16 protein-coding genes are annotated in these 16,666 nt (G+C 55.7%); 5 read left to right on the forward strand and 11 right to left on the reverse strand.

The genetic code is table 11. The features are described 5' to 3' along the window. Position 1 precedes the first annotated feature (1 nt). From HY751_13200 to HY751_13220, 5 genes are all read right to left on the reverse strand, one after another. On the reverse strand, positions 2-1,414 hold the full coding sequence (locus HY751_13200; GenBank protein MBI4667354.1) for an FAD-binding protein: 1,413 nt from the start codon (positions 1,412-1,414) through the stop codon (positions 2-4). Positions 1,415-1,498: 84 nt separating this feature from the next. Then, positions 1,499-2,647 (reverse strand): polysaccharide deacetylase family protein, encoded by a 1,149-nt coding sequence (locus HY751_13205; GenBank protein ID MBI4667355.1) that lies wholly within the window; start codon positions 2,645-2,647, stop codon positions 1,499-1,501. After that, entirely contained in the window at positions 2,647-3,297 is a 651-nt protein-coding gene (locus HY751_13210) for a methyltransferase domain-containing protein (GenBank protein ID MBI4667356.1), read from the reverse strand. The genes HY751_13205 and HY751_13210 overlap by 1 nt, the downstream gene beginning before the upstream one ends. A 6-nt stretch (positions 3,298-3,303) precedes the next feature. After that, positions 3,304-4,371 carry a glycosyltransferase gene (locus HY751_13215; GenBank protein MBI4667357.1) on the reverse strand — a complete coding sequence of 356 codons (1,068 nt, stop codon included), beginning with the start codon at positions 4,369-4,371 and terminating at the stop codon, positions 3,304-3,306. 92 nt (positions 4,372-4,463) lie between these two features. Then, a complete protein-coding gene (locus tag HY751_13220; protein MBI4667358.1) occupies positions 4,464-5,762 on the reverse strand; it encodes a hypothetical protein in 1,299 nt (432 codons plus the stop codon). Between the two features lie 386 nt (positions 5,763-6,148). Here HY751_13220 and HY751_13225 point away from each other — a divergent pair, with 386 nt between their 5' ends. From HY751_13225 to HY751_13235, 3 genes are all read left to right on the forward strand, one after another. Further along, on the forward strand, positions 6,149-7,363 hold the full coding sequence (locus HY751_13225) for a sodium ion-translocating decarboxylase subunit beta (GenBank protein ID MBI4667359.1): 1,215 nt from the start codon (positions 6,149-6,151) through the stop codon (positions 7,361-7,363). Positions 7,364-7,447: 84 nt separating this feature from the next. Beyond that, a complete protein-coding gene (locus HY751_13230) occupies positions 7,448-7,630 on the forward strand; it encodes a hypothetical protein (GenBank protein MBI4667360.1) in 183 nt (60 codons plus the stop codon). Between the two features lie 104 nt (positions 7,631-7,734). Then, positions 7,735-8,406 carry a hypothetical protein gene (locus tag HY751_13235; protein ID MBI4667361.1) on the forward strand — a complete coding sequence of 224 codons (672 nt, stop codon included), beginning with the start codon at positions 7,735-7,737 and terminating at the stop codon, positions 8,404-8,406. Between the two features lie 52 nt (positions 8,407-8,458). On the opposite strand, the gene HY751_13240 is transcribed toward HY751_13235, so the two are convergent. The 5 genes from HY751_13240 to HY751_13260 form a co-directional block, all read right to left on the reverse strand. Continuing rightward, positions 8,459-8,827: a HEPN domain-containing protein gene (locus HY751_13240; protein ID MBI4667362.1), complete on the reverse strand. Its 369-nt coding sequence runs from the start codon at positions 8,825-8,827 to the stop codon at positions 8,459-8,461. Beyond that, entirely contained in the window at positions 8,824-9,153 is a 330-nt protein-coding gene (locus HY751_13245) for a nucleotidyltransferase domain-containing protein (protein MBI4667363.1), read from the reverse strand. The genes HY751_13240 and HY751_13245 overlap by 4 nt, the downstream gene beginning before the upstream one ends. 65 nt (positions 9,154-9,218) lie before the next feature. Beyond that, positions 9,219-9,779 (reverse strand): hypothetical protein, encoded by a 561-nt coding sequence (locus tag HY751_13250; GenBank protein ID MBI4667364.1) that lies wholly within the window; start codon positions 9,777-9,779, stop codon positions 9,219-9,221. A 39-nt stretch (positions 9,780-9,818) separates the two neighbouring features. Continuing rightward, on the reverse strand, positions 9,819-10,964 hold the full coding sequence (locus HY751_13255) for a glycosyltransferase (protein MBI4667365.1): 1,146 nt from the start codon (positions 10,962-10,964) through the stop codon (positions 9,819-9,821). Continuing rightward, a complete protein-coding gene (locus HY751_13260) occupies positions 10,961-12,034 on the reverse strand; it encodes a glycosyltransferase family 4 protein (protein MBI4667366.1) in 1,074 nt (357 codons plus the stop codon). The genes HY751_13255 and HY751_13260 overlap by 4 nt, the downstream gene beginning before the upstream one ends. 160 nt (positions 12,035-12,194) lie before the next feature. Between HY751_13260 and HY751_13265 the strand changes: the two genes are divergently transcribed. After that, positions 12,195-12,785, forward strand: coding sequence for a DUF2062 domain-containing protein (locus HY751_13265; GenBank protein MBI4667367.1), 591 nt, complete (start codon positions 12,195-12,197; stop codon positions 12,783-12,785). A gap of 69 nt (positions 12,786-12,854) precedes the next feature. Beyond that, on the forward strand, positions 12,855-15,482 hold the full coding sequence (locus HY751_13270) for a CBS domain-containing protein (protein MBI4667368.1): 2,628 nt from the start codon (positions 12,855-12,857) through the stop codon (positions 15,480-15,482). On the opposite strand, the gene HY751_13275 is transcribed toward HY751_13270, so the two are convergent. Continuing rightward, complete coding sequence (locus HY751_13275; protein MBI4667369.1) at positions 15,468-16,499, reverse strand: ATP-grasp domain-containing protein; 1,032 nt, start codon at positions 16,497-16,499, stop codon at positions 15,468-15,470. The two genes, HY751_13270 and HY751_13275, sit on opposite strands and share 15 nt — an antisense overlap. Between the last annotated feature and the right edge of the window lie 167 nt (positions 16,500-16,666).

A 16,666-nucleotide genomic window follows, 5' to 3' on the forward strand; every position in this document is an offset into this window, starting at 1 on the left:
CTCATCCGTGCAAGGCTGTCATCGCCAGCGGCGTTTCGTCCGGCACGATCTTTCCCGGATTCAAGATGTTATTGGGGTCGAAAGCCGTTTTTATCCGTTTGGTCAAATCAATGCCTATCCGGCCTATCTCCTGCTCTATGTACGGGGCCTTGGATATGCCCACCCCATGCTCGCCGGACAGGGTGCCCTCCAGCTCCAGGCAGATGCGGAACACGTCGTCTATGGCCTTCTTGGCCCGTTCGTACTCCGTCTTGTCACGCTTGTCGGTCATAACGTTCACGTGGATGTTCCCATCCCCGGCGTGGCCGAAGTTGATGATGGGCATGCCTATTTTCTCCGACAGGGCCGCCAGACGCGTCATAAGGTCTGGTATGCGGGAGCGGGGAACGGTGACATCCTCGTTTATCTTAGAGGGGCGCACCCGCAGGATGGCCGGGGATATGGAGCGGCGCACCTTCCATAGCGTCTCCCGCTCCTCCTCGTTCTTGGCCACCTGTATCCTTACGGCGCCATTCTCGCCACAAATGTTCTGTATCCGCGCCAGGTCGCTTTCGGCGGCGGCGGCCGTTCCATCGGTCTCTATGAGCAAAATGGCCGCCGCGTCGGTGGGCAGGCCAGCGTGCAGATAATCCTCCACCGCCGCCACGGCGCTCTTGTCCATAAACTCCAGGGTGGTGGGAATTACCTTTGCCCGGATAACGGCGGACACGGTCTTGGCCGCCGAGTCCACCGTGGGGAATATGGCCAGCATGGTGCGGGCGGTCTCCGGTTTGGGCAATAGGCGCAGGCGTATCTTGGTTATCACGCCCAACGTGCCTTCCGAACCCACCATCAGCCTTGTTAAGTCGTATCCCACCACGCTTTTGACGGTCTTGGCGCCGGTGTTGATTATCTCCCCCGTTGGAAGAACAACCTCCAGCCCCAGAACGTAGTCTCGCGTTACGCCGTATTTTACCGCCCTCGGGCCGCCCGCGCCCATTGCCACGTTGCCGCCGAGGGTGGACATTTTAAGCGAGGCCGGGTCCGGCGGGTAGAACAGCCCCTGGGCCTCCACGGCTTTCTGGAATTTCTCCGTCACCAGCCCCGGCTCCACCACGGCGGTGAGGTTATCAGTGTCTATCTCAAGTATGCGGTTCATCCTGGTCATTACCATTTCCACACCATAATGGGTGGGAATGGCCGCCCCAACAAAACCGGAGCCCGCGCCCCTGGGAGTGACGGGGAAACGATGCTGGTTGGCCAGTTTTAGAACCGCGCTCACCTGCTCGGGTGTGCGGGGGAATATGGCGATTTCGGGTTTCCTTTCCTCCCCTGTGGCGTCGTAACCGTACACCATCAGGTCTTCCGGGGCGTCGGTGACATCCTCCGGCGGGAAAAGGCCCTTGATTGTCCGCTTTACTTCCGGATCCATCATAACCTTAACCTGTGAATCGTTATAGGGTTTCATGATACCACGGGGTTGGGCTTTTCCGTTACAATCCCGACGGGCTTTCCGTCTTCACCAACTCGCCAATCCGGCGCGCCGCAGGGCTTTAGCGCCCATAACCTTCCATAGTGGCCAGCGCCCCTTGCCCGGCAGGCGGAAAATGTAATCGTCTTTCATTCGTGTGACGTTTAACACTCCCTTCATGCCGGTGGCGTGGGCGGGCAATGTTGTTCCCCAATAAAGCCCTTTAAAACCTTCGTGGGCCGCTATCCGTGCCGCCGCCGCCCCGCCAACACCGAAAGGAAAACAAAGATGGTCCACCCGATGCCCCGGCAGTCGCTCTTCAATATCCCGCTTAGACCTTGAAAGGTTGTGACGGATGCTTTCGTCCCGCTCTTCGGGCGTTTCCAACTGGAATTTATAGCCCTTGACGGCCTCCGAGTGGATCGTCGTCAATTCCCGCTCCCAGCCGGATCTGTTAAAAAAAGCGGAGCCTCCGTTATCGGCCACATGCTTTTCCAAAGCGTGGCGGACCTGGGGCGGTTCAAATGAGCGCAAACAGTCCGACAGGCGCGATTCCATGGAATAAAACGGCGCGCCAAGCCCATATTTGCGTGAGTAATCGTCCCCATCCTCTTCCCGCAATACAGGGAGGTCTATATAAATCCATCTATCCCTGATCTGGGGCGAGTAAAAACACTCCACCCTGTCCGACACGAAGACCATGAAATGGTAAAGAGAGTGGCTCTGGAAATCTAAACTGTCCCGCATTGCGGTTATCTCCGGCCAGGTGGCCAGAGGTTCGCCGCCGGTATCGCTCAAAGAGTTTGTGGGTTTCCTGGGCTCTTTTGCTTCTTTTATCTCTCCGGGCAGGATGAAAGCCACGGCCTTCATCCGCCGCGTCATCAACGCCGGGTAAGCCACGTTCCAGAGGGACGCCCGCCCGTCGTCGAAAGTCAGCATCACATGGCGGCCCGTGGGGCTTTTCCCTTCCATGGCAAGGTATTCGTCCGCCGTAACCGTTTGATACCCGTTGTCCGCCAGGTATATAAGCTGGGCCATGAATTTTTCCGGCTCCACGTCGTGGAATGAAAAAACCGGGATATTTTCCAGCCCCCCGTTTTTATCTCCGGTCACAAAGCCCGGGTATGTCCCGCGCCGGAAATTCCTTAACTCTGCGGCGATCTGAACCCAATGGTTTTTCGGCTCGAAGATGTTCATCAGTCTTTCCGGATCAGCGTTATCCGGTACATGGGGTATGTCTGGTCGTAAACTTTCGTGAATCCCGGCGAGCTTATGAACAGCTCGTGGATGGTTTTGGCCCCGAACTTTTTCATGGGCACGCCGGAATCATCGTCGCCCAAAGCCCTGGCATGACATAAAAGTAGCGCCCCGCCCGGGTTTAACAGGTCTGAAATCCGCTCCACCACCAACGGCAGTTGGGCCAGTTCAAAATAATAAAGCACCTCGGAGCAGGCGATAAGGTCGAACTTCTCGCCGAAATCGCAGGTTAAGATGTCCGCCACTTTGAACCGGATATTCGGCGCGTGGGCGAACCGTTCCCGCGCGCGGTTTACCACCAGCCCCGAGATGTCCACCCCCAAAGCGCGGGCCGATATTTTCGCCAGCGGCTCGGTGAGAAACCCCTCGCCGCAACCTATCTCCAGCGCGCTCTTTACATGCCCGACAGGTTTTATGGCCTCAAGGGTCCTTTGTAGCTTATCCCTCTCAAATTCGGACTTCTCCACATTGTATGGGTCGGCCGTCAGGTATCGCCAGTTGAAGTACAGTTTCACGAAAAGCCGGTTCTCGGTAAGGAACCGCTTGATGGCCGGGGTGTTGGCTATCTTGTGTAAAATGGTAAAAGGCATAACCACCTATTTCGTCAAAAAAGGGGATACCACCCGCCAGTAGGCGTCCAGGAACCCCTCGAAAAGTTTTTTGGCCTTTGGAAGGATCCCGCCCCCTAGCCGCGATGGGAACATGAATATTTCTCCCGAGGTTAAAAGCTCCTTGTCCGGCCGTTTTTTAATGGACAGCGTGGCGCGGCGCTTCTCCATTATCCCGCCGAAACTTTTCAATATCATCCCCACCCCTCTGGCCCATTCCATGCCTGCGCCTTTTGCGGCGAGGAAAGTGAAATTGGCCGCCTCGAAGATAAAGAGCGCTGGGGCCAGAAGGACAAACGAGCGGGAGGCGTAGTTTTTCAGCATGAAATCCAGTCTTCCGCGCACCTGGTAGCGAAGCCTTTTCGGGTTCCGGCCGGGTTTTTCTATATGGTATATCCGCGCCGATGGAACCTGTATCACGTCCCGGCCTGAAGCTGACACCCGGTACGTGTACTCCCCGTCGTCGTACCCGAAATAAAAGTCCTCGTCGAACATGCCCACGGCCTCTGCCACCGTTTTCTTAGTGAGCATTATGCCGCCGGACCCGCAAACCGAAAGGCGGTTGGCCATATCCAGCCCCGCGGGGATTTTCTGGCGCCGCAATGGTATTACGCCGAAACAGGCGAAATGGAGCGCCGCGCCGTTGGAGTAGATCCTGTCCCGCTCCACCGCGTCCAGAACCATGGGGGTGGCCACGCCCGCGTTATCGTCCGCCAGCAGAGACTGCGCCAGCAATTGAAGGCAGTTTTTCTCCAGCGTGATGTCGTTATCGGTAATGAAGACGATTTCGTTCTTCGCCTCGCGCAGGGCCCGGTTGCGGGCGGCGTTGGGCCCCTGGTTCCGCTCCTGTATGAAGACGCGGGCCTGTGGGAACCGGTTTTTAATCATATCCGGCGAGTTGTCGGTGGAGCAATCGTCCACCACCACCACGTCCAGCGAAGGGTAGCCAGAGTTGAAGATGGACTCCAGCGTATCAAGGACGCATCCCGCGCCATTATAGTTTATTACCCCCACAGACATGGGGGGTAGCGCCCCGGCCCCGGTTGAGAAGTTCATTTCAAATGATCAGCCTTGAAGACCCATATCCCGGTATTCTATCCGGAAATTCGCGGCCATTGGCGGCTAAAGAGCTTTGCGGGCGGCGGCGCTTACCACACCGACATGGCCGTGGACATGCCGGTTCTGGCCGTAGGGGTCGTGCAGGTCCGGGAACTGTCCACCTTGTACAACGCCACCACCGCGTCTATCTCCGCTCCGGCGGTCTGATAACAAGTTGGGGATTCCTTATCCAGAACCTTAATATACTTCGCAAACTGCAGTCCCGCCGCGCCCAAGTCGAAATCGCAATGGCCAAAGCCGTATTCTTCGCCCGGGAAACTGTAGCCGCAATAGCTCCAGCCCAGCGAATACCACGGCCCAGCCTCCGATTGGGCGGCGAACACCTCTATGGGCTCCTGCGACCAATATTGATATACGCGCACGTCATAGCCGCCGCCGTTCCAAATGGTGGAGCCCATCTCGAAGATCATGGTCCCGCCGATGTCCATGGAAATGAAACCGTAACCTGGATTGTCCTGGTCCACAAAGCCTGCGGCGTTCGGGGCGCCAAGGGCCTGGTTGGGATCTGTGCGCAGGAGCTGGTCGCAGTTGTAGTCATGGGTCCAGTCCACCACCCATGCGGCGTAACTGCCACCGGAGCCCAGCTCGCAAAAGTCCCTCACGGTGAAAGAATATACTTGCGACCATTCTTGGGCCACGCCGTTTACAACCGCCCGGGCGCGCCAGAAATAGGAAGTGTTATTCAGCAGGCCGGGGGTTCCTGCGTCCGCCGATGTGGCGGGGATTGAAACATCCACGTATGTGTAAGTATCTTCGCCGTTCTGGGCCGCTCCATAGGCGTTCGTTATGGGCGCGGTAAGGGCCGCGTCGTAAAAAAGCTCAAAATCGTATGAGATAGAGGCGTCACCCTGGGTATATACGTTCTTCACCGCAAGCCTGGGGTAAGCCGCGTTGTTCAGGTTCAGATAACCGCCACTCCTGGGCGCGATGGCGTTCATGGCCCCATCCCGCTGGACATATAGAGGCATAAGGTCCGATTCGGACGTGGAAGTGTTCGAGCCGGAGGTGAATACGCCGGTCCATTTCCAATAATAAGAGCGGTTGGATTCTAAAATAAGCCCCGAGGCCCAAGTGGCAACCCCGGCGCCATCCTCGGCCAGTTCCGGGCTTTGCGCCAGAAGCGTGGTCATGGCCCCATCGGTATAAATATAGATGGTGTATGTTCCTGGAGATTTGGTGGCTTTGGTGTTGGTAAGCTGGATAACAAGCTCGCTTCCAGATGCCATAACGGCGCTTGCGGCGGGGACTGATGTGACAGAGCCGGTAGAGCCGGAACCTCCAGAGCCGCCACCGCCTCCGCATGAGGTTGTAAGGGAGAAAACAGCCACTGCCGCCAGAAAACGAAAAAATCGCCGCATGTCGTTAAATGTCACAATAGTAGAGCCGCTGGAATATCGCCAGGTGTTCTAAAATTAAGCCCGAATTTCACCGCTATGAAAGGGATAACGGTGAATACCATCCCCGCCTTTTAAGGCAACAAAGGCTAGAAATATACCGGGTTATTCAAGGTTTCGTCAATAATTATCATGGGTTGCGCATTTTTTTGAGGCGGTTCGGGGGAAAATCCCTGTTCCGGAGGTAAGGACATTAAATTAACGGCTCAACTGAAATTGACGGCTATTCCACCCCAATGTGTTAAAATCCTAACCCTTACGGGAAACATATGCCCTTCCGTGGCTTACGTCGGGGCGCCGTTTTAACGAGGCTATACTGGATGGAAACAATCGCCCTTTCGGACGGGTTCAACAAGATATTTTCGCTCACCGGTTTATATGGGCTTACCACGGGCAACGTGGTAATGATCGGTGTCTCGCTGGTACTGATGTACCTTGCCATAAAGAAAAACTTCGAGCCGCTTCTTCTACTACCTATCGGGTTTGGATGCCTGATGGCCAACATGCCGATGGGGAACATGGCCTCTGGCGATGAAGGAGGGCTTCTATATTTCTTCTATCAGGGTGTAAAGCACGAGATTTGGCCGCCGCTGATTTTCCTGGGCGTAGGGGCGCTTACCGATTTCGGCCCGTTGCTGGCCAACCCCTCTACCCTTATCCTTGGCGCGGCGGCGCAGATAGGGGTCTATATCACTCTGGTAATGGCGGTGGTCATCGGTTTCTCCGTTAAAGAGGCGGCGGCCATAGGCATTATAGGCGGGGCCGATGGGCCCACGGCCATTTACCTCACCAACAAGCTGGCGCCGGAGCTTTTGGGTCCGATAGCCGTGGCGGCCTATTCCTACATGTCACTGGTCCCTATCATCCAGCCTCCCATAATGAGGTGGCTTACCACCGAAAAAGAGCGGAAGATACGCATGGAGCAGTTAAAGCCTGTAAGCCGCGAGGTGAAGATAATATTCCCCATCGTCACCACCATAATATGCTCGTTACTGCTTCCTGCGGCGGCTCCGTTAATAGGCATGCTGATGCTGGGGAACCTTTTCCGCGAATGCGGTGTCACAAAAAGGCTCCATGAGACTTCGGAGACCCATCTAATCAATGTGGTCACTATCCTCCTGGCGATGGCGGTGGGGTCTTCCATGACGGCGGAATCGTTCCTGCGGCTGGAGACCATAAAGATTATAATCCTGGGTCTTTTCGCTTTCGCCACAGCCACGGCAGGGGGCGTTCTTATAGGCAAGCTGATGAGCAAACTGTCCGGAGGGAAAATAAACCCGCTAATCGGGTCGGCGGGGGTGTCGGCGGTGCCGATGGCCGCCCGGGTGTCGCAAAAGGTGGGACAGGAGGCGGATCCGTATAACTATCTTCTCATGCACGCCATGGGGCCAAATGTGGCGGGGGTTATAGGCACGGCGGTGGCGGCGGGGATGATGCTGGCCATGTTCGGCGTCACCGGCGGGCAGGCGCCGGGGGAGATGGAGGCCATGATTTCAAAAGGGGCGGAATTTGTTCTGTCCATCCTGAGAGGTTGAGGATAAATGATAGAAAACCTTGTTTCTTCACTCTATTTAACCGTTATTGGCTTAACTGTAGTGTTCCTTGTGCTGGGATTGCTAATGGCAAGCATCACTGTGTTGAACCGCCTTCTGCCCTATGTGGAGCCCATCGCGATGGAGACCCCTTCTTTCGCTATTTCCGCAGTGGACGAGGAAACCGTGGCGGTAATCCATACAGCTTTGGCTACTTATCTGCAACGGGCTCCTGGAAAACTTATCATCACCCCGGCGGACAGACAATAAACAGCTCGGTCCTTCGCAGGACATATTTTAGCCATCCGGGAACCTTTTTTCCCCTTCCGGTGTTCTAACAAGCATAGCCAAAATCTTTTTGGCAAGGAGGGTATATGGCTGTTCGCTCGAAAATACTGGTTCTAACCTTCTCTATAATAACCGGTTTCACCGGCTCCGCGTTTTTGACTGCCTGTAGCGGAAGCAGTTCCGGCGACTCGTCAGCCTCGGATTCTTCCGGCTCCAGCCAAACGGCGGTTTATCCCATGTTCGCCGACTCGAATAGTAACGGCGTAAACGACTATTTCGAACAATCCACCCATGATTCAGGCTCCACGGCCCGCATGGGCGGCGCCGCGCTTCACGGCCACAGTTTTGTGGACAACGATGGCGACGGCATTTGCGATTACGCCCAGAACGGCTCCAACACCTGGCACGGGCCGGGATTTGTGGACGAGAACGGCAACCACGTTTGCGACTATTGGGAGAGCGGCCAGCCACAATTCGGCATGGGCGGCGGCATGATGTTCGCCGACCAGAACGGCAACGGCCTTAACGATTACGCCGAAAACCAGACCCACATGGGTTACGGCCATGATTACGTTGATTTGGACGGCGACGGTGTGTGCGACTATGCCCAGAACGGCGAAGTCTCCATGTACCACGGCCCCGGGTTCACCGATGAAGATGGCGACGGCATGTGCGACTTCTGGCAGTCCGGCGGCAGGGGCTACATGGGCGGTGGCGGAATGGGCGGCCAGGGCGACGGCGGGATGATGGGTTATTGATATCCAATAGCCGGGGGCTACCTTTCAAGGACTAGTTAGCCCTGCCACTCTTTCATAAAGCCCTGCATGCCGCTACAAAGGCCTTTGCATTAGAGAGCGTTTCTTCCGCCTGACTGGTTTGTACAGGAGGGGAAGGAAAATAATCGGAGAATGCCCTTGCGTCGAAGGCCGCCCGGAAATATTCATGAAACCGTTTTTCTAGGCGGCCGCTCTTGATAAATGTTTCCCCGAACGCGCTGATAATGCCTTTGTGCGAAGATCTCTCAATTCCTTCCATCAACAGTACGGCAGTGGCGGCATGGAACATGGCGTAATAAGCGCGGCTTACGCTGTCTGCCGGATGGTTGTTGTGGAGGTTTTCTTCCGCTACGGCCAGCAGTTCGTCAGCTCTTGTAAGATGATTTTTCGTTTCCTCGCTCACGCCGCTATCCCGTCTCTAAAGATGCTCCTATGGATGGCGAATGGATGGTTTGCCCATTCTTCCTCGGAAATAAAGAGCGCCGATATAAGCGTGTTTTCCCTGAGACATAAGTCCGAAAGCAAACTGTTTACCCGTCTGGCTTCATCAGACCGGTTCAAAGCACCAGTTAAAACGATTGCCACATCAATATCGGAATCTTCCGTAGCCTCATCCCGCGCATGGGAGCCGTAAAGATAAACACCTTTCAACCGCCCACCGTACACGCTGAACAGTTTGCCGCGCAGATCCCGGACAATTCTTAATGCGTTTTCCTTGCGAACGGTCATGGCGACTTTAGCTTTTCCTGATATTTATTGTGAAGCTCACCATCATTGACTCGGCTTAATGTAGCTTAAACCCCGGTTTTATCTTTCCTGTTTGCAACGGAAACTGGAATGGATTTCTCTTTAATAATGGAGCCTAGCAACCCCAAAATTCCTTTTCGTATCAAATTCTTTTCGAAAGTTTCCTCGAAATGTCCTCTGGGCAAATATGCGGCTCTTTTTAAATGAACCTTATCAAATTTATATCCGAGCGTTTTCGCCATTTCATAAAGCAAATCAGATAACCTGTCTTTTGCTTCCTCTCTTTTCGTATCCAAAAGGTTTTGAAAATTTGGCATGGATTGGTTTTGGGGGAAATTTGCATAGCAATCAAGCAATGCCTTCCATAGCTCTCTGACAGATGAATTATCGTAATATTCGATATCAATTTTATTTAATGCTTCAACATGTTCTTGAGATAGCGGCGTTGCCCTTGTAGCCATTAAAGTGGTGAATATATCTATCTTGCGCTGTTTTTTTTCTCTCTTCCGTTGAATGATTGATTCTGCTTGTATCGCCAGAATTGGAGCGGCTATTATAGCGATAATAGTTATCCAGTCATGAGCGCTCATTTCACCGATCCATTCCATGATAGTAAAATTTTACCTATTCTTCTTCGGGCTGTAAATTCAAAACGGAAAATCCACATGATCAACGCCATGTTGTTTCATGAAATCCTTAATAGCGTCCATGAAGCTGTTTTTGAATTCCAGCGAGGAAAACCGCTCCGACGATTTTCTGCATGCTCCTGCAATAAAAGATGAGAACTCTTCTTCGAAAGTTTCCAACGCCTCTTCAAGCCCATCCACCGTCTGCTCAAGGAAGAACACGCCGGTGGGGTTTCTGCCATCGGGATTATCCAGCGGGGTAACCGTTTCAGCCTGGCCGCCACGGCCATAGGCCACCACCGGCGCGCCGCAGGCCATGGCCTCCACGGGGATTATGCCGAAATCCTCCTCGCCGGGATACACCAGGGCTTTGGCGGCCCTATATAGTTCCCGCAGGCGTTCACGGCTGGCTCCGGATTCGAAAACTATGTTCGGCCCGGCCATTTTCCGCAGACGCGCCCCGTCTTCCCCGGAGCCCACTATCCGGAGAGGTTTTCGATTGGCGTTGAAAGCCTCGATGGCCAAATCAACTCTTTTATATGGCGCGAACGCGGAGACCATAAGGTATTCGCCGCCCCGCTCCCCGTTTCCGGGAGTGTAAAATTCCACATCCACCGGCGGGTAAATAACATCCGCCTCGGCCCCATACCATCGTTTTATCCGTTCCCTCACATGATGGGAAATGGCCACGAATTTTTTAACGCGCCCGGCGGTTCTCACATCCCATCGGCGAAGATACGGCATCACCGAGGCTATGGCCCAAAGGGTGGGAGGGGAGAACCGGTTTGGATTGAAATATTGGGGGTACATGTCCCACGCGTAACGCATGGGGGTGAAACAGTAGCAAAGATGGGGCGCGCCGCCGGGTTTGATGCCCTTCGCCACGCAATGGCTGGAGGACAGAACCATGTCGTACCCTTCCAGCTTGAACGACTCGATAGCGGAGGGCATCAGGGGCAAATACCACCTGTACTTTTTCTCCACGGCGGGCATGTTTTGAAGGAACGAGGTGTAAATCCGCCGGTTCTCGATGGTCTTCGACACGGAGCCTTTAACGTGAAGGAGGGTGTATAGGTCCGCCTCCGGGAACATGCGGCAGAATATCTCCAGCACGTTCTCGCCGCCGCGCATGCCGGTGAGCCAATCGTGAACCAGCGCCACTTTCATCGTACAGCCGCCTCGTAAACTTCCAGCGTGGCCTCGGCCATTTTGCGCCAGGAGAAGATTTTCACCCGCTCATGTCCTTTCCGCGCAAGTTCCGCGCGGTAACGGTTGTCCATGGCGATCTCCCGCAGTTGATAGGCCATGGACTCATAATCGTCCGGATCCACCAGAACAGCGGCGTCCCCCACCACTTCCGGGATGGAGGAGCGGTTCGAGGCCACTACCGGCGTTCCGCAGGCCATGGCCTCCAGCGGTGGCAGGCCGAATCCTTCATGGTATGAGGGAAACAAAAGGGCCGCGGCCCCGGAATAAAGAGCGGCCATCCGGGTTTTATCCACAAAGTCCACAAACGTTACCCGCGATCCGAACTTTTCAAAAATTTTCCGCGCCTCCGGCCGCGTCCTGCCAGCGATGGCGAACCGGAACGAATTATCCAACCTGTTCAAAACTTCCGCTACGGCTTTTTGATTTTTGTGGGGCCGGTCGGAGCCTACGAAAAGGAAATAGCCTGGCTGTATGCCCATCTGGCTCAGCGTGGAAATAATCACCGGCTCCGGCGGTCTGGTAAAATCGCCTCCTCCACCGTTAGGGATAACCCGGATTTTGTCTCCCCTCGCCTCGAACAATTCGACCAAATCCTCTTTCGTCCGTTGCGAGACGGTGATCACCGCCCGCGCCCGTTTCACCGCGGAGCCTATCATTACGCGCGCGTAGGTTCTTGCGGCGAATCCGTAAGAAGGGTCAATGACATGGATTGCGTCGTGGACGGTGACCACGGCTGGGGTTTTCATGAAATAAGGCAGGACATAATGGGGAGCGTGGAAAATGTCCAGCCGTTGCCCGTCCGCGTTCCGGGCCAGAGTCCAATGCTCTTTTAGGGAGTATTTCGGGGCGGGCTCAATTATTTTAGTGACGCGCTCTTCTGGATAGGCCAGCCGGTCAAAATCTTCCGGGGTCACGAACAGGACGTAATGATGGCCGCCATCAACCTCCAGAAGGTTGTCCACGAGGTTTGAAATGTGCCGTCCTATGCCGGTGTCGTATATTTTGCGGGCGTCGATTCCAATGCGCATCTGGTCATTTTAGTGGGCGGGGGCCGCAAGTCAACAACTTGCGCTGACTGCGCGCCCGGGGCTATTCTCTTCGGGGCTGTATAATGATGATATTGAAAACCTGTCCGGCGGCCGGGCAGGTTTTATAAACGCCCGGGTTTGGCATGGAGAAGTTGCATTAATGACATGGCGCGAGAAATGGTACGCCGCTCACGACAGGTACGAGCTTGTCAAGGCGCGGTTAAAGAAAAGGCTTCCAACCACAGGCCATGTGGAGAACAGCGCCATATTCCGCTTTTTCGGCTCCACGCTTCTGCGGCGGGACTTGTGGAGTTTCAAGCCGGAGCCGCTGGCCCGGGGCCTGGGGCTGGGGCTGTTTGTGTCGGTGTCCCCGACCATGGGATTCCAATGGGTAGTGGCGGCCCTGCTAGTCCTCATTATCCCCGGCAACCTGCCCATAGCGCTGGCCGCCTGTCTTCTCACGAATCCGCTTACCACCCCGGCGGTGCTTTACGCTGAATATAAGATCGGAGAGTGGATACTCACATTCATGGGGTCCGCGCCTTTGCCGCCTTTCACCATGGACATAAACATGTCCAACATCCGCGAAATAGTTTCCGACCTGGGGTTGGCTATAGTGGTTGGCTCGCTGGTATTAGGGGTCGTCCTGGGCGTGGGTGGTTATTTTGGCGTTCGCGGTTTCGTGGCCGTGGAGCGCAGGATCAAGCACTCCAAACTCCTGCACAAGCGAAAAACCAGAAAACCGGAATAAACTGTTCCCGCCAGCCGCCAGCCGGTTAAAATTGTTAGTGGAAGAGATATTACCGGGAAGGGGCTTTACTTGATAATCGTCACCACCCACCAGAACGCCGATTTCGACTGCGTGGCATCCATGGCCGCCGCGCTGAAACTTTACCCGGACGCGTTCGTATTCTTCCCCGGAGCCCAGGAAAAAAACGTGCGCGACTTTCTGGCCCACGCCGATTACCACCTGCCCATACTGCGCCACAAGAACCTGGACTTGAAACAGGTTAAGGTTGTGGTAATGGTGGACGCCGCCGGGCGGGTGAAGCTGGGGCCATTGGATGAGCTGGCGGAGCGGGACGATGTGGAGTTCCACATTTATGACCATCACCCATTTTCAAAACCGGACCTGCCAAACATGCGCCCCACCATCCTTGAGCGGGGCTCCACCACCACCATCATGGTGGAGATTCTCCGGAAAAGGGGCATATCAGTAACCCCCATGGAAGCCACCCTGCTGATGCTGGGGATATACGAGGACACCGGTTCCTTAAGTTTCCCCTCCACCCGGTTTGAGGATTACGAGGCCGCAGGGTGGTTGTTGAAACAGGGGGCGGACCTGAACATGGTGTCCGACTACATGCGGCGCGAGCTTACCGCCGAGCAGGTGGACACGCTAAACAACCTTTTGAAGAACCTGGAGGCCCGGCGCATAGGCGGCCAGGCTGTGGCTGTGGCCGCCGCCAGCGTGGAACGGCACATCGGCGACATCGCCGCGCTGGCCCACAAGATAATGGACATAGAGAGCGTAAACTCCCTCTTCATCCTCGTTCAAATGGAGGGGCGCATACACCTGGTGGCCCGGAGCAGGGTGAAAGAGATTAACGCAGGGGCCGTGGCCGGGTATCTGGGCGGCGGGGGGCATCCCACGGCGGCGTCGGCCACTATTAAGGACCTCACAATCCACCAGGCGGCGGAAAAGGTTTGGGAAGCCGTCCGGGACGCCATGGCGCAGGCCAACTTCGCGTCGGACATGATGGTGGAGCGGGTGATAACCGTAAAAAGCGGCGACTCCATAGAGGAAGCCGGGAAACTGATGACCCGGTACGACATTAACGGGATGCCGGTGATGGACCACAAGCGGGTGGCGGGGCTAATAACGAGACAAATCGTTGAGAAGGCCATCCACCATGGCATGGCGTCGCATCCGGTGGAAGAGCTGATGATAACCGAGTTCGCCACCGTGCATCCGGACACCCCCGCCCACGTGGTGGAAGACATCATGCTGGGTAGCCGTCAGAAACAGGCCCCGGTTGTGGACAGGGAGAGCGGGGCGCTGGTGGGGCTGTTATGCCGCGGGCAGGTGCTGGGCAGGCTGTACGGCGAGGCGGTGAGCAACAGGGTTTACGCCACCGGGGTGGCCCGGGCGCAACCGGCCATGCGCGACGTGAGCGGCCTTTTAAGAGACAGGATGCCAGCGCCCCTGGCGCGGCTGTTGAACGTCATCGCCGATGTGGCCAACAAGAACAACTATGTGGCCTACCTTGCCGGGGGATGCGTGAGGGACCTGTTGTTGAGAATCCCCAATATGGACATGGACGTGGTGGTGGAAGGGGACGGCGCTGATTTCGCCAAGAAACTGGCCGCAAGGCTTTTGGGCCGTGCCCGGATCCATGAAAAGTTCAAGACCGCCGTGGTGGTCACCAGCGACGGATTGAAGATAGATGTGGCCACCGCCAGGCTGGAATATTACACCCATCCGGCGGCGCTTCCAATAGTGGAGATGAGCGCCATAAGGAACGACCTGTACCGGCGCGACTTCTCCATAAACGCCATGGCCATCAGGCTGAACGGCGCAAGGCCCAACATGTTGCTGGATTTTTTCGGCGGCCAGGCGGACTTGAAAGACAGGGTCATCCGCGTGCTCCACAATCTGAGTTTCGTGGAAGACCCCACCCGGGCCTTCCGCGCCGTGCGGTTCGAGAGCCGGTTCGGGTTCTCCATCGGCAGGCAAACCCTCACTCTGCTAAAAAACGCCGTGCGGCACGAGCTTTTTAACAGGCTTTCGGGGGCCAGGCTGTTCTCCGAGATTAAGGCCATACTCAACGAGCGGCGCCCGGTGGGGGCGGCCCGGCGGATGAAAGAGCTTGGCCTGCTCCGTTTCATCCATCCATCCCTTACCCTAACTCCGGAATCTGAAAGGGTTTTCGACAATGTAGAAGACCTGCTCACCTGGATGGCCCTGGCGTTTCCCCGCAGGCCGGTGAGGCCTTGGTTCGCCCGGCTCCTGGCCCTGCTGGACGGGCTGGAGGAAAACCACATAATGGAGATGGTGACCAGTTTCAGGCCCGCCGCCAAGGTGTTGAAAGAGTCCATGGAGTGCCGCAGGTTCGCAAAACTCGCCTTTGACGAGCCAGACCTGTGGAAAGAGCCGCCGCCATCCACCCTCCACCGGATTTTCGGAGAGCAGAAAGAGGAGGCGTTACTGTATTTCGCGGCCAAATCCAAAGACAGCCGGGTCACTAACGCGGTCACCAGGTACATAGGGGAAATTTCCGGCATTAAACCCTTGCTTAACGGGGAAGACATTATGGCTATGGGAGTGGCGCCGTCGCGGCGGCTGGGCGAGGCGTTAAGGGATATTTACGGGGCCCAGCTGGATGGCAGGCTGTCTTCGCGGGAAGATGCCGTAAGAATGGCCAAAGAGATTTTAGGGCTTGGTTGAAGAAGGCCCCGGCAAAACGGGTTCGGCTTTTTGCTCGCTTATCTTCTTGAACCCGTTGGCCTCGAAAAGGCTCTCCTCGTAGCTCATCATCAGGAAGTTGTCCTTGAACTGGCCGATGGCCGGTTCGGGCCTTTCCCCCAACGCTTCCCGGATTATCATCTGGAAAAAATCCGCCCCGGCGGCCACCGTAAGCTGGATTGCGCCGGAGAACCTGGGGTTGATCTCGAAAAAGGTTATATTGCCGTTGTCCGACTTGCACTGCATGTTTACAGGGCCGCAGATTTTGAGCTTTTCGCAGATTTCCTTGCACAGGTTTATTATGGCGCTGTTATTCCTTGTCCTGCCCCGGTCGGACACTCCGGAGCGGATGACTATCCGTTCCCGGGGTACTATTGACAGTATTCTTCCATCCAGCCCGGCCAGCACGTCCACGGTGAATTCCTCGCCGGAGAGGTAATTTTGCACCACGGGATCCTTTACATAATTCACGAAAAACCGCAGTTCGGTCTCGTTGCGCACCTGATGGGCGCCAATGGAGCCCCGGCCCATCCTCGGCTTGATGAAAAGGGGATAGGACACTTTTGAATAATCCAGCTGGTCGGGCAATATGGTGTGGGCGAAGGGAAAACCGTTCTCGCTGAAAAATAGCGAGGTGTTGTATTTGTCGGTACAGATGCGCCCCACCTTTTCGTCGCACACCAGCGGTATCACGCCCGCGTCGGAAAAATCCTTCTTGCGCCTGCCGAAGGCCGGAAGCTCCTCGTCTATGGTGGGCACCACCATGCCGATGCCCTCCTTGCGGCAGATGTCCAGTATCGTGGGGATGTAGTCACGGGAGGTGGAAAGGGGGACAATGTGGAACTTGTCGGCGAATCGCAGGCCGGGGGACAGCCGGTCCGAATCGGTCACCTGTATCTGGCCGGACACTCCAAGGGCCGACATCGCCCGTTTGAATCCCCGGATCATTGCCACCCGGCGTGAGGCGGCTGTGACAAGAATGTTAAAATCGCCAGCCATGATTGATATCTTGAAACCTTCTCCCCCAAGTCGTTTTATACCGCCGCCGGATTCCCGTGGCGTACGGCGGTTCATTAATCTTAATCGCAGGCTAACGCCGTTTCCATAATAAAACGCTACCCGCGTCTCAACTATGGTTATTCCGATGTTTAATGTATTATTATTAA

It is taken from the genome of Nitrospinota bacterium (assembly GCA_016208975.1).
Taxonomy (GTDB): domain Bacteria; phylum Nitrospinota_A; class UBA7883; order UBA7883; family JACRLM01; genus JACQXA01.

Coding starts and splice junctions, on each gene's coding strand:
- HY751_13200 (MBI4667354.1), bottom strand. CDS start 1,414: ATGATGGATCCGGAAGTAAAGCGGACAATCAAGGGCCTTTTCCCGCCG.
- HY751_13205 (MBI4667355.1), bottom strand. CDS start 2,647: ATGAACATCTTCGAGCCGAAAAACCATTGGGTTCAGATCGCCGCAGAG.
- HY751_13210 (MBI4667356.1), bottom strand. CDS start 3,297: ATGCCTTTTACCATTTTACACAAGATAGCCAACACCCCGGCCATCAAG.
- HY751_13215 (MBI4667357.1), bottom strand. CDS start 4,371: ATGAACTTCTCAACCGGGGCCGGGGCGCTACCCCCCATGTCTGTGGGG.
- HY751_13225 (MBI4667359.1), top strand. CDS start 6,149: ATGGAAACAATCGCCCTTTCGGACGGGTTCAACAAGATATTTTCGCTC.
- HY751_13230 (MBI4667360.1), top strand. CDS start 7,448: ATGGCAAGCATCACTGTGTTGAACCGCCTTCTGCCCTATGTGGAGCCC.
- HY751_13235 (MBI4667361.1), top strand. CDS start 7,735: ATGGCTGTTCGCTCGAAAATACTGGTTCTAACCTTCTCTATAATAACC.
- HY751_13245 (MBI4667363.1), bottom strand. CDS start 9,153: ATGACCGTTCGCAAGGAAAACGCATTAAGAATTGTCCGGGATCTGCGC.
- HY751_13250 (MBI4667364.1), bottom strand. CDS start 9,779: ATGGAATGGATCGGTGAAATGAGCGCTCATGACTGGATAACTATTATC.
- HY751_13255 (MBI4667365.1), bottom strand. CDS start 10,964: ATGAAAGTGGCGCTGGTTCACGATTGGCTCACCGGCATGCGCGGCGGC.
- HY751_13260 (MBI4667366.1), bottom strand. CDS start 12,034: ATGCGCATTGGAATCGACGCCCGCAAAATATACGACACCGGCATAGGA.
- HY751_13265 (MBI4667367.1), top strand. CDS start 12,195: ATGACATGGCGCGAGAAATGGTACGCCGCTCACGACAGGTACGAGCTT.
- HY751_13275 (MBI4667369.1), bottom strand. CDS start 16,499: ATGGCTGGCGATTTTAACATTCTTGTCACAGCCGCCTCACGCCGGGTG.